The sequence below is a fragment of the Citrobacter sp. RHB36-C18 genome, assembly GCF_013814485.1.
Classification (GTDB): domain Bacteria; phylum Pseudomonadota; class Gammaproteobacteria; order Enterobacterales; family Enterobacteriaceae; genus Citrobacter; species Citrobacter braakii.
Window position 1 is genome coordinate 3,622,596 of record NZ_CP057125.1, and the last position, 11,848, is coordinate 3,634,443.

An 11,848-nucleotide genomic window follows, 5' to 3' on the forward strand; every position below is an offset into this window, starting at 1 on the left:
GCGGATTTTATCATAATAATCTGTGCGCTGCTTCCCTTTCGAACCGGGAGATCATGCGCCCACTAAATGCAGGCAAAGGTCCGGACCTACATGGCGTATTTCGTTGAATTTGAAATGGGGGGCGTCAGCCAGTTTCTCAAGGCCTGGAAGCACACATAATCCCCGTGCATCGCTGCCTAACAGTTTAGGCGCAACATACACGATTAGCTCATCGACCAGACCGGCCTGTAATAACGCGCCCGCAAGCGTTGGACCTGCTTCAACCCAAATGCTGTTAATTTGCTGCTTGCCCAGTTGCATCATCAGCACCACCAGATCCAGATGCCCGTTATGTTCCGGCACCTTCAGGCTGCGCACCGTCTCCGGCCAACTACGAGGATCATCTTTTGTCCGGGCAATCCAGGTTTCTCCAGGCTGTTGCACAATACGGTGTTCCGGCGTGACCTGATTCTGGCTATCAACAACAATGCGGATAGGCTGGCGCAGATTTTCCTGCGGGTAACTCGCCTGGGTTGACTCCCCAAGTTCCGACCAACGCACGGTAAGCTGAGGGTCGTCAGCCAACACCGTAGAGCTGCTGGTTAAGATGGCGTGGCTATGCGCCCGTAATCGTTGCACATCGCGACGCGCCTGTGGCGAGGTTATCCACTGGCTTTCACCACTGGCCATCGCCGTACGCCCATCAAGCGACGCACCAAGTTTAAGCTGCACGTAGGGGAATCCCGTACGCATACGCTTGAGAAAGCCTTTATTAAGCTGCTCAACCTCGCTCATCATCAGCCCGTGACTGACGTCAATGCCCGCCTGCTGCAAACGGTAGAGACCACGACCGGCTACCTGCGGATTGGGATCCTGCATCGCTGCAACCACACGTGACACGCCTGCGGCAATCAGCGCATCGCAGCACGGGGGGGTACGACCATGATGGCTGCAGGGTTCAAGCGTTACATAGGCAGTCGCCCCTTGCGCTTTTTCTCCAGCCATGCGCAGAGCGTGGACTTCGGCATGCGGTTCGCCCGCGCGGTGATGATACCCTTCACCGACGATCCCCCCATCTTTGACAATCACGCAGCCCACGTTGGGATTGGGGTGAGTGGTAAAACGTCCGCGCGCAGCAAGCTTCAGCGCGCGCGCCATGTACAATTCATCCTGCATGGCTTAGTCCTGTAGGCGAGCAATCTCTTCGCCAAATTCTTTGATATCTTCGAAACTCCGGTAAACCGAGGCAAAGCGGATGTAGGCGACTTTATCGAGTTTTTTCAACTGCTCCATCACCAGGTTGCCGATCATCTTGCTCGGCACCTCACGCTCGCCAGTCGCACGCAGTTGTGATTTGATATGGTTCAACGCCATTTCGACGTCATCTGAGCTGACCGGACGTTTCTCAAGCGCTCTGAGCATGCCGCTGCGCAGCTTATCTTCATTAAAGGGTTCACGCACATCGTTGCTTTTCACAACGCGTGGCATGACAAGTTCAGCCACTTCAAAAGTGGTGAAACGTTCGTTACAGACCAGACACTGCCGACGGCGGCGTACTGAGGAGCCCTCGCCTACAAGACGAGAGTCAATTACCTTAGTGTCTACGGCGAAACAGAATGGGCAATGCATACGGCGTCCTGTCCTCAGTGGTTAACAGAAATCTATTTTACCCTGAACTGGCGTGACAACAAAGGCGCAGCGCTTTTGAGACAAAGGATCGATGCCTTCGTGCTCGGTGCGCACTACCATTATGCTATCGCGACAATGAAGGAAGTAATCACAATGACAAGACGTTACCTAAGAATTCTCCTGGTGGGAAGTCTCTTTAGTCTTAGCGCATGCGCACAGCAAAGCGAAGTACGCCAGATGCATCAAAGCGTTAGCACGTTGAATAAAGAGATGACACAGCTAAATCAGGAAACGGTAAAAATTACACAACAAAATATGTTGAATGCCAAATCAACCAGCGGAGCCTATCTGCTGCCGGGTTCCAATACACCAGCCCGACTGGACAGCCAGATTGGCATGTTACGAATGTCACTTGTCAATATTGCGCCGAACGCCGACGGCACGCGGCTTACATTACGTATTCAGGGTGAATCCACTACGCCTTTACCCGCCTTTAGTGCCACCGTCGAGTATGGACAAATTCAGGGCACCACGGATAACTATCAGGAAACGAACGTTCAGAACCAATTGGTAACGGCCCCGGCAAGTATCCTTGCTCCCAGCGACGTAGACATTCCGCTGCAGATAAATGGCCTCTCTCCGGACCAGTTAGGATTTGTTCGTATCCACGACATCCAGCCTGTTAATCAATAAACTTTTTTGCGGGACGTTTTGTGCGTTCCGCAACATCACTCCGGCCCGTTTTGTTACTCACCTGACATAACCGATATTTCTGGTAAAACTTGGCAACATTCATGGGAGCCAGTACAATTCGCCGCCTAAAGTAAACAAACGTGAACGCAATCGATTACGTAAATGATAGAACTGTGAAACAACACATATTTTTGTGAACAATGATTTTTATAATAGGCTCCGAAGAAACACGAAATATTTAGAAACGCAATTTGCGCCTTTTTCACTCCCGAAAGGGATTTCAAACAGTGGCATACATATGAAAAAAACATTACTTGCAGCCGGTGCAGTGCTGGCGCTCTCCTCGTCTTTTACTGCCAACGCTGCAGAAAATGACAAACCGCAATATCTGTCCGACTGGTGGCACCAGAGCGTCAACGTAGTGGGAAGCTACCACACCCGTTTCGGACCGCAGATTCGCAACGATACCTACCTGGAATATGAAGCTTTTGCGAAAAAAGATTGGTTCGATTTCTATGGTTACATGGATGCACCTGTCTTCTTTGGTGGTAACACTGATGCGAAAGGTATCTGGAACCACGGTTCTCCGCTGTTTATGGAAATTGAACCGCGCTTCTCCATCGATAAACTGACCGGCACCGACCTGAGCTTCGGTCCATTCAAAGAGTGGTACTTCGCCAATAACTACATCTACGATATGGGTCGTAACAAAGATGGCCGCCAGAGCACCTGGTATATGGGTCTGGGTACCGATATCGATACCGGTCTGCCGATGAGCCTGTCTCTTAACGTGTATGCCAAATATCAGTGGCAGAACTACGGTGCAGCCAACGAAAACGAGTGGGACGGCTATCGTTTCAAAGTGAAATATTTTGTACCAATCACTGAACTGTGGGGCGGTAATCTTAGCTACATTGGCTTTACCAACTTCGATTGGGGATCCGATCTGGGCGACGATGATTTCTCCGATCTTAATGGCAATAAAGCGCGTACTAACAACTCTATCGCTTCCAGCCATATTCTGGCGCTGAATTACGATCACTGGCATTATTCCGTCGTCGCTCGTTACTGGCACAACGGGGGTCAATGGAATGATGATGCAGAGCTGAACTTCAATAAAGGCAACTTTAACGTCCGTTCTACCGGTTGGGGTGGTTACTTGGTCGTAGGTTACAACTTCTAATCCTGCCAATTTATCGCAGACAAGCCAGCTTAACCGCTGGCTTTTTTATGGCTGGTCTTCACAGCGTACTTTACGTAAAAAGTCACTTAGCGAGCGATCTGCAGATTCACGAAAATGCCTGTCGAGCGGCGTGATCTTCAGACAACGATCAACGCGAAAGCAGCGATAATCGTCACGTTTCTCGCACCAGGCAACCAGCAACCAGTGCTCACCCCAGAAAAATAACCCCAGCGGCTGAACGTCGCGCCAGGAGAGATTCCCGGACTCGTCGCGATAATGCAGCGCCAACACATGCTGCGCCGAAACCGCGCGATGTATGAGATCAAAAGCACTGCGTGAATGCGGCTGATTGCCAAAATCTGGCGCGAAAACCCGCGTTTGCTCGGCTCTGCGCCGACACTCTGGCGGCAATATCGCCAGCACTTTTTCCTGCGCGGATTCCAGCGCCTGTGAGAGTGAATCCCCGCCCCATGTTTTCAGCAACCGAATCGCTACCATTAACGCTTCTGATTCGCGATGCGTTAACATCAACGGCGGCAGATCAAACCCCGCCATTAAGCGGTATCCACTGCCCACTTCACCTTCAATGGGCACGCCGGATAAAGAGAGATCGCGGATATCGCGATAAATCGTCCGTTCAGAAACCTCAAGACGTTCTGCCAGCAGCGCCGCCGTTGTCACTCGCCTGCCACGCAGGATTTGTACAATCTGAAACAAGCGGTCGGCGCGTCTGGTCATTTTAATCCTCAGTCCTGAAAATATTACGCGGGTTGATGTAAACCAACGCGATTGCCTTCGCTGTCAGTAAACAGCGCAATAGTGCCAATATCCTGCCCCAGTTCGAGCGGACCAAACACGCACTGGCCGCCAGCGGTGGCGACGCGTTTAAGCGTTGCAGCCAAATCATCCGTATGCAGATAAATAATAGCGCCCTGCGCTGAAGGCGTAATACCGTCAAATTTAGCCAGCGCCCCGCCGGGAGCGGGATCCTGATGTGGAAATACGGCCAGCTCCGCGCTGTCCATATTCTCACGACGCAAAGAAACCTGCATCACTGGCTCATAAAAAGCAATGGCGCGCTCCATTTGTGCCACGGGGATTTCAAACCAGCTAATTACGTTATTCATACTTCCTCCTGCCTGTGTGGGTAATCTCAGAAGGACTATAAGACAGGGCTACTGACAGCATACTGTCAGTAGTATGGCGACCGGAAAAGATAATGGACTGCTACCAAATCACAGGCAAAAAAAATCCCGACCTTGCGATCGGGATTCCAGTATCTTCACTCTTAATAGTTTAAGGCAGAATTGACGGTTGATCCGCCCCTTCTTTCTCAACCTTCTGCTGCAGCATGTGCTCACGCTTCATACCCAGCTTCAGCGCCAGCGCCGATGCTACGTAGATAGAAGATGCAGTACCGATGGAAACACCGATCAGCATCGTCAGCGAGAAGCCTTCCAGTACCGGACCACCGAACAGGAACAGCATCAGAATAACCATCAACGTCGTACCGGACGTAATCAACGTACGGTGCAGCGTCTGAGTCAATGACACGTTAAAGATTTCGTAAGGCGTACCGCGACGAATTTTGCGGAAGTTTTCACGAATACGGTCAGATACGACGATACTGTCGTTCAGCGAGTAACCGATTACCGACATCAACGATGCGACGATAGTCAGATCAATCTCGATATGGAACAACGACAGGATCCCAAGTGTGATAATCACGTCGTGCGCCAGAGCGATAACTACCCCTGCCGCCAGTCGCCACTCAAAGCGGAAACCGACGTACACCAGGATGGATATTAACGCCGCCATCAGCGCCATTGCACCGGTTTGCGCCAGGTCTGCACCCACGCTCGGACCCACGAATTCAATTCGCTTCACCGCGGCGTTTTGGTTGGTGGATTCGTTAATCACACTCAACACTTTGCTGCCCAGTACCTGACCGCCGTCTGCGCCTTCAGTTGGCGGCATACGCACCATAATGTCGTGGCTGCTGCCGAAGTTCTGCAGAAGCGGATCAACAAAGCCCGCTTTCTCCAGCGCATCGCGCATCACGTCCATATCGGCCGGTTTTTCCAGCGTGATTTCAATTACCGTACCACCGGTGAAATCGAGACCCCAGTTAAACCCGCGTACGCCCATCACCACGATGGCCGCAATCAGCAGGAAACCTGAAATGCCGAAAGCCCAGTAGTCCCAGCGCATAAAGTCCCAGACTTTACGGCCGTGGTTCAATTGTTCAACAGTATATTCCTGTGCCACTTCGCACTCCTCAGATTGACAGCTTTTTGACGCGCTTGCCGCCATACAACAGGTTTACGATGGCACGTGTACCGACAATCGCGGTAAACATCGACGTCGCCACACCAATACCGGTAGTAATCGCGAACCCTTTAATTGCCCCGGTGCCAACTGCGTACAGGATAATGACCTTAATCAGCGTCGTAATGTTCGCATCAAAGATGGAGCTAAATGCACCCGCATAACCTTCATTGATGGCCTGCTGCACTGAACGCCCGTTACTCAACTCTTCTTTGATACGTTCGTTAATCAGTACGTTCGCATCGACCGCGACGGCAAGGGTTAAGACGATCCCCGCAATCCCCGGCATACTCAGCGTAGCGCCCGGCAGCAGCGACATAATACCGACAATCAGTACCAGGTTAGCAATCAGCGCACTGGTCGCAATCAGACCGAACTTCTTATAGAAGAAGATCATGAACAGGATAGACACCACCAGACCGGCCAGACACGCTTCCAGACCCTGTTTAATGTTCTGCATACCCAGGGTAGGACCGATGGTACGTTCTTCAACAATCTGAATCGGCGCAATCAACGCACCGGCACGTAACAGCAGAGAAAGCTGACGCGCTTCGTTCGGGTTGTTAATACCGGTGATACGGAAGCTGTTGCCCAGGCGAGACTGGATGTTGGCGATGTTAATCACCTCTTCCTGTTTCACCAGCACTGCGCGACCATTGGCATCTTTTTTACCGCTGTCTTTGTACTCCACGAACAGGGTCGCCATCGGCTTACCGATGTTGTCCTTGGTGAAGTTGGACATGATGTTACCACCCGCGCTATCCAGCGAGATGTTAACCTGCGGCTGATTGTATTCGTCCTGGCTGGAAGTGGAGTCGGTGATATGATCACCGGTCAGGATCACGCGTTTGTACAGCACAACCGGCTGACCTTCACGAGACTGTTTCACTTCCGAATCACCCGGTACACGCCCGGATGCCGCAGCAGACTGGTCAACGTTGGTGTTCACCAGACGGAATTCCAGCGTCGCGGTAGCGCCCAGAATTTCTTTCGCACGCGCGGTATCCTGAATGCCTGGCAGTTCGACCACAATGCGGTCAGCACCCTGACGTTGGACCACCGGCTCAGCAACACCCAGTTGGTTAACACGATTACGCAGAATGTTGATGTTCTGCTGTACCGCGTATTCACGGGCTTCGCTCAGGCGCGCATCGGTCATCACCGCACGCAGAGCATTGCTGCCCTGGCTGGAAATAACCAGATCCTGGTGACGCTTGCTCAGGTAAGAGATAGCTTCATCACGAGCGCTGCTATCACGGAAGGTGATGCTCAGACCGTAGTTATCTTCTTTGCGAACGGTAGTATAAGGAATGCCTTTTTCACGCAGATCGCTGCGCAGGCTATCGATATTTTGTTCCTGCAACTTACTCAGCGCGGTGTCCATATCTACTTCCATCAGGAAGTGAACGCCGCCACGCAGGTCAAGACCGAGTTTCATCGGTTCTGCGTGAATGGCTGCCAGCCAGCGTGGAGTTGCCGGTGCAAGGTTAAGCGCCACGACGTATTGATCGCCCAATACGCCCATTAACACTTCACGAGCGCGCAGTTGGGTATCAGTGGAGTCGAAGCGCGCAAGAATAGCACCCTCTTCCAGAGCCACAGACTTAGGTGTGATTTTATCTTCTTGTAACGTTTTCTGGACCTGGATCAGCGTTTGCTCACTGGCGGCGGCACCGCGCACGCCAGTGATTTGAACAGCCGGATCCTCACCATACAGGTTGGGAAGCGCATAGAGCAGACCGACGACAATAACGACGATCAGCATGACATACTTCCACAAAGGATAACGGTTTAACACGGCAGTTCCCTTTGGGAAAACAATAAATTACAGCGCCTTCATGGTGCCTTTCGGCAGAACGGCAGCTACGAAATCACGTTTAATAACCACTTCAGTGGTGTCGTTCAGCGCGATAGCGATGTAGCCAGATTCTGCTACTTTGGTCACGCGACCCACCAGACCACCGTTAGTCAGCACTTCATCGCCTTTCGCAATGGAGTTCATCAGATTTTTGTGTTCTTTGGTGCGCTTTTGCTGCGGGCGCAGGATCATGAAGTAGAAAATCAGACCAAACACCACCAGCATCAGAATCAGAGACATCGGGCTGCCCTGCGCCGGAGCACCTGTTGCCGCTACCGCATCAGAAATAAAAAAGCTCATTCAAATTCCCTCATTATTAAAATTAATCAACGTTCACAGGTGGAACTGGTCTACCCTGACGTTGGTAAAAATCGGTCACGAAGCTCTCTAATTTACCCTCTTCAATAGCCTTGCGTAAACCCGCCATCAAACGCTGGTAGTAGCGAAGGTTATGAATCGTGTTGAGTCGCGCGCCCAATATTTCGTTGCAACGGTCGAGATGATGCAAGTAAGCGCGCGAATAATTGCGACAGGTGTAGCAATCACACTCAGCATCGAGCGGACTGGTGTCGCTTTTATGTTTCGCGTTACGAATTTTTACCACGCCGTCAGTCACAAACAAATGACCATTACGGGCATTTCGCGTTGGCATCACGCAGTCAAACATATCGATACCGCGACGTACGCCTTCAACCAGATCTTCTGGTTTGCCGACGCCCATCAGGTAACGAGGTTTATCTGCCGGAATCTGTGGGCATACATGCTCCAGGATGCGGTGCATATCTTCCTTCGGCTCACCGACAGCCAAACCGCCGACAGCGTAGCCATCAAAACCGATGTCTACCAGACCTTTAACGGAGATATCACGTAAATCTTCGTAAACACTGCCCTGAATGATGCCAAAAAGCGCATTTTTGTTGCCGAGGCTATCAAAACGATCCCGACTGCGCTTCGCCCAACGCAGAGACATCTCCATCGAGCGTTTAGCATAGTCCCAGTCGGCCGGATACGGTGTACATTCGTCGAAGATCATGACGATATCGGAACCGAGATCGTATTGAATCTCCATCGACTTCTCGGGATCGAGGAAAATCGGATCGCCGTTGATTGGGTTACGGAAATGCACGCCCTGCTCGGTAATCTTACGGATATCACCCAGGCTGAAAACCTGGAAGCCGCCGGAATCGGTGAGGATTGGCCCTTTCCACTGCATAAAATCGTGCAGATCGCCATGCAGTTTCATGATTTCCTGCCCCGGGCGCAGCCACAGGTGGAAGGTGTTACCGAGGATAATCTGCGCGCCAGTTGCTTCAACTTCTTCCGGCGTCATGCCTTTCACGGTGCCGTAAGTACCGACCGGCATAAAAGCAGGTGTTTCTACTACGCCACGATCAAAAACCAGGCGGCCGCGGCGAGCGCGACCGTCTGTGGTATCCAGTTCAAATTTCATCTTAACTCCTGCGTCAGAAAAACAGTCCGACGTTTTAAATACTCATATCGCGGATTTATTCCCCGACACGCTCAGAAATAGCCTGCGGATTGTACGTGATAAACATCGCATCACCGTAACTAAAAAAGCGATATTCCGCTTTTACCGCTTCATGATAGGCGTGCATGGTGTTTTTATAACCAGCAAACGCGGAAACCAGCATGATCAGCGTTGATTCCGGCAGGTGGAAGTTGGTTACCAGGGCATCAATCACCTGATATTTATAGCCAGGATAAATGAATATTTGCGTATCGCCGAAAAACGGCTCGATAAGGTCGTTTTTGGCCGCCTGTGCCGCGCTTTCCAGTGAACGTACGGAGGTGGTGCCCACCGCAATCACGCGGTTGCCGCGAGCTTTCGCCGCCAGCACAGCATCAACGACATCCTGCGGCACTTCCGCATATTCGGAGTGCATGATGTGATCTTCGATGGTGTCTACGCGCACCGGCTGGAAAGTCCCCGCGCCCACGTGCAGCGTGACGAACGCCATTTCAATGCCTTTATCGCGCAGCTTAGCCAGCAGCGGATCGTCAAAGTGCAGACCCGCAGTCGGCGCGGCGACCGCACCGGGTTTTTCGCTATACACGGTCTGATACAGCTCGCGATCGGCGTCTTCATCCGGACGGTCAATATACGGTGGCAGCGGCATATGGCCGATGGCGTTAAGGATATCCAGCACGCTGCGCTCGTCGTTAAACTCGACTTCAAACAGCGCGTCATGGCGTGCCACCATCGTTGCTTTAATACTTTCGTCGTCGCCCAGCAGCAGCTCGGCCCCCGGCTTCGGCGCTTTCGAGGCGCGAATATGCGCCAGAATACGTTTGTCATCCAGCATACGCTCGACCAGCACTTCAATCTTGCCGCCGCTGGCTTTACGGCCAAACAGACGCGCCGGAATAACGCGGGTGTTGTTAAAGACCAGCAAATCGCCAGGGTTGAGCTTATCGAGCAAATCGGTGAAAGTACCGTGCGTCAGCGCGCCCGTCGGCCCGTCCAAAGACAGCAAGCGGCAACTACTGCGCTCAGCTTGCGGATAGTGGGCAATCAGGGATTCGGGTAGTTCAAAGGTGAAATCGGTAACGCGCATGACACTGACTCAGACTAAAATAAGAGGCGGGTAGTCTAGTGCCGGGGCGTCCTCCCTGCAACCTTTACCCCTCAAGTTAAAAGACATAATCTATACACAAAATCATTCAAGATGCATCGAGGCGGCAACTGAATGAGTCCCCGGGAGCTTACTCAAGTAAGTGACTGGGGTGAGTGAAGGCAGCCAACAAAGAGGCAGTTTGAAGGATGAAGTGGATATGAATTTTCTTGCACATTTGCATCTGGCTCACCTCGCCGACAGCTCGCTTTCCGGCAATTTGTTGGCCGACTTTGTCCGGGGCAATCCGGAAACGCACTATTCGCCTGACGTGGTGGAAGGCATCTTCATGCACCGTCGTATCGACGTGATGACCGATAACCTGCCGCAGGTGCGTGAAGCCAAAGAGTGGTTTCGCAGCGAAACGCGCCGTGTCGCGCCGATTACGCTGGACGTAATGTGGGATCATTTTCTGTCGCGCCACTGGTCGGAAATATCCCCCGACTTCCCGCTGGCGGACTTTGTGCGCTATGCTCGCACCCAGGTGACCACTATTTTGCCTGAATCGCCACCGCGCTTTATCAATTTAAACAACTATATGTGGTCAGAGAAATGGCTTGAGCGCTATCGGGACATGGATTTTATCCAGAACGTCCTGAATGGCATGGCCAGCCGCCGCCCACGACTCGATGCCCTGCGTGACTCATGGTATGACCTGGATACGCATTACGATGCGTTAGAGGAACGGTTCTGGCAGTTTTATCCGCAAATGATGGAACAGGCGCAGCGTAAAACCCTTTGACTACAGCCCGTATTAGCCGCCGGATAAGCAGTAGCCGCCATCCGGCAAAAGATTGATAGACAAAACCTGTCTCATTGATTGCCAGCGCCTCTTTGTCTTATTCGCGAACACTCTCTATACTGGCCCGCGTTGCGTTCCAAAAAACCCTTAACATTGCAGGAGAATTATATGGTACTGGTAACTCGTCAGGCTCCGGATTTCACAGCAGCTGCGGTACTGGGTAGCGGTGAGATCGTTGAAAACTTCAACTTCAAACAGCATACCAACGGTAAAACTACCGTTCTGTTCTTCTGGCCGATGGACTTCACCTTCGTTTGCCCGTCTGAACTGATCGCTTTCGACAAACGTTACGAAGAATTCCAGAAGCGCGGCGTGGAAGTTGTTGGCGTTTCCTTCGACTCTGAATTTGTCCACAACGCATGGCGTAACACCCCTGTCGACAAAGGCGGCATCGGTGCAGTGAAATACGCAATGGTTGCTGACATCAAACGCGAAATCCAGAAAGCCTACGGCATCGAGCACCCGGAAGCGGGCGTTGCTCTGCGCGGTTCTTTCCTGATCGACGCTAACGGCGTTGTTCGCCACCAGGTGGTTAACGATCTGCCGCTGGGTCGTAACATCGACGAAATGCTGCGCATGGTTGACGCGCTGCAGTTCCACGAAGAGCACGGCGACGTTTGCCCGGCACAGTGGGAAAAAGGTAAAGAAGGTATGAACGCGTCTCCGGACGGCGTGGCAAAATACCTGACCGAGAACGTTTCCAGCCTGTAATTGGCATGAATCGTAAGAGGCCCGCAAATGCG

The 11,848-nt window shown here is 52.1% G+C and carries 13 protein-coding genes; 4 read left to right on the forward strand and 9 right to left on the reverse strand.

The window, feature by feature from the left end; genetic code table 11:
- Positions 1-51: 51 nt before the first annotated feature.
- Positions 52-1,155 carry a bifunctional diaminohydroxyphosphoribosylaminopyrimidine deaminase/5-amino-6-(5-phosphoribosylamino)uracil reductase RibD gene (ribD, locus tag HVZ52_RS17390; protein ID WP_181598524.1) on the reverse strand — a complete coding sequence of 368 codons (1,104 nt, stop codon included), beginning with the start codon at positions 1,153-1,155 and terminating at the stop codon, positions 52-54.
- 3 nt (positions 1,156-1,158) lie between these two features.
- Complete coding sequence (gene nrdR / locus HVZ52_RS17395) at positions 1,159-1,608, reverse strand: transcriptional regulator NrdR (RefSeq protein WP_016152032.1); 450 nt, start codon at positions 1,606-1,608, stop codon at positions 1,159-1,161.
- A 153-nt stretch (positions 1,609-1,761) separates the two neighbouring features.
- On the opposite strand from nrdR, the gene HVZ52_RS17400 reads away from it, so the two are divergent.
- On the forward strand, positions 1,762-2,301 hold the full coding sequence (locus tag HVZ52_RS17400; protein ID WP_016155853.1) for a DUF3251 domain-containing protein: 540 nt from the start codon (positions 1,762-1,764) through the stop codon (positions 2,299-2,301).
- A 298-nt stretch (positions 2,302-2,599) separates the two neighbouring features.
- The gene (locus HVZ52_RS17405; RefSeq protein WP_016152030.1) at positions 2,600-3,484 is read left to right on the forward strand and encodes a nucleoside-specific channel-forming protein Tsx; all 885 of its coding nucleotides are present in this window, start codon (positions 2,600-2,602) and stop codon (positions 3,482-3,484) included.
- A 45-nt stretch (positions 3,485-3,529) separates the two neighbouring features.
- Here HVZ52_RS17405 and HVZ52_RS17410 read toward each other — a convergent pair whose 3' ends face one another.
- The 7 genes from HVZ52_RS17410 to queA form a co-directional block, all read right to left on the reverse strand.
- Positions 3,530-4,222: a YafY family protein gene (locus HVZ52_RS17410; protein WP_047357691.1), complete on the reverse strand. Its 693-nt coding sequence runs from the start codon at positions 4,220-4,222 to the stop codon at positions 3,530-3,532.
- Between the two features lie 23 nt (positions 4,223-4,245).
- Positions 4,246-4,611, reverse strand: a complete 366-nt coding sequence (locus HVZ52_RS17415) for a VOC family protein (RefSeq protein WP_016152028.1) — start codon at positions 4,609-4,611, stop codon at positions 4,246-4,248.
- A gap of 169 nt (positions 4,612-4,780) precedes the next feature.
- The gene (gene secF / locus HVZ52_RS17420) at positions 4,781-5,752 is read right to left on the reverse strand and encodes a protein translocase subunit SecF (protein WP_003021550.1); all 972 of its coding nucleotides are present in this window, start codon (positions 5,750-5,752) and stop codon (positions 4,781-4,783) included.
- 10 nt (positions 5,753-5,762) lie between these two features.
- The gene (gene secD / locus HVZ52_RS17425; protein ID WP_003021547.1) at positions 5,763-7,610 is read right to left on the reverse strand and encodes a protein translocase subunit SecD; all 1,848 of its coding nucleotides are present in this window, start codon (positions 7,608-7,610) and stop codon (positions 5,763-5,765) included.
- Between the two features lie 27 nt (positions 7,611-7,637).
- Entirely contained in the window at positions 7,638-7,970 is a 333-nt protein-coding gene (gene yajC, locus HVZ52_RS17430; protein ID WP_003021544.1) for a preprotein translocase subunit YajC, read from the reverse strand.
- A gap of 22 nt (positions 7,971-7,992) precedes the next feature.
- Entirely contained in the window at positions 7,993-9,120 is a 1,128-nt protein-coding gene (tgt, locus tag HVZ52_RS17435) for a tRNA guanosine(34) transglycosylase Tgt (RefSeq protein ID WP_003021535.1), read from the reverse strand.
- A gap of 55 nt (positions 9,121-9,175) precedes the next feature.
- Entirely contained in the window at positions 9,176-10,246 is a 1,071-nt protein-coding gene (gene queA / locus HVZ52_RS17440) for a tRNA preQ1(34) S-adenosylmethionine ribosyltransferase-isomerase QueA (RefSeq protein ID WP_003021529.1), read from the reverse strand.
- 217 nt (positions 10,247-10,463) lie between these two features.
- On the opposite strand from queA, the gene acpH reads away from it, so the two are divergent.
- Together acpH and HVZ52_RS17450 are read left to right on the forward strand one after the other, a co-directional pair.
- Complete coding sequence (acpH, locus tag HVZ52_RS17445) at positions 10,464-11,045, forward strand: ACP phosphodiesterase (protein WP_019076154.1); 582 nt, start codon at positions 10,464-10,466, stop codon at positions 11,043-11,045.
- 168 nt (positions 11,046-11,213) lie between these two features.
- Positions 11,214-11,816, forward strand: coding sequence for a peroxiredoxin (locus HVZ52_RS17450; protein ID WP_003021524.1), 603 nt, complete (start codon positions 11,214-11,216; stop codon positions 11,814-11,816).
- Positions 11,817-11,848: the final 32 nt, after the last annotated feature.

What these genes read in the sequence shown, in the direction of transcription:
- ribD (WP_181598524.1), bottom strand. Translation starts at nt 1,155, where the DNA reads ATGCAGGATGAATTGTACATGGCGCGCGCGCTGAAGCTTGCTGCGCGC.
- nrdR (WP_016152032.1), bottom strand. Translation starts at nt 1,608, where the DNA reads ATGCATTGCCCATTCTGTTTCGCCGTAGACACTAAGGTAATTGACTCT.
- HVZ52_RS17400 (WP_016155853.1), top strand. Translation starts at nt 1,762, where the DNA reads ATGACAAGACGTTACCTAAGAATTCTCCTGGTGGGAAGTCTCTTTAGT.
- HVZ52_RS17405 (WP_016152030.1), top strand. Translation starts at nt 2,600, where the DNA reads ATGAAAAAAACATTACTTGCAGCCGGTGCAGTGCTGGCGCTCTCCTCG.
- HVZ52_RS17410 (WP_047357691.1), bottom strand. Translation starts at nt 4,222, where the DNA reads ATGACCAGACGCGCCGACCGCTTGTTTCAGATTGTACAAATCCTGCGT.
- HVZ52_RS17415 (WP_016152028.1), bottom strand. Translation starts at nt 4,611, where the DNA reads ATGAATAACGTAATTAGCTGGTTTGAAATCCCCGTGGCACAAATGGAG.
- yajC (WP_003021544.1), bottom strand. Translation starts at nt 7,970, where the DNA reads ATGAGCTTTTTTATTTCTGATGCGGTAGCGGCAACAGGTGCTCCGGCG.
- tgt (WP_003021535.1), bottom strand. Translation starts at nt 9,120, where the DNA reads ATGAAATTTGAACTGGATACCACAGACGGTCGCGCTCGCCGCGGCCGC.
- queA (WP_003021529.1), bottom strand. Translation starts at nt 10,246, where the DNA reads ATGCGCGTTACCGATTTCACCTTTGAACTACCCGAATCCCTGATTGCC.
- acpH (WP_019076154.1), top strand. Translation starts at nt 10,464, where the DNA reads ATGAATTTTCTTGCACATTTGCATCTGGCTCACCTCGCCGACAGCTCG.
- HVZ52_RS17450 (WP_003021524.1), top strand. Translation starts at nt 11,214, where the DNA reads ATGGTACTGGTAACTCGTCAGGCTCCGGATTTCACAGCAGCTGCGGTA.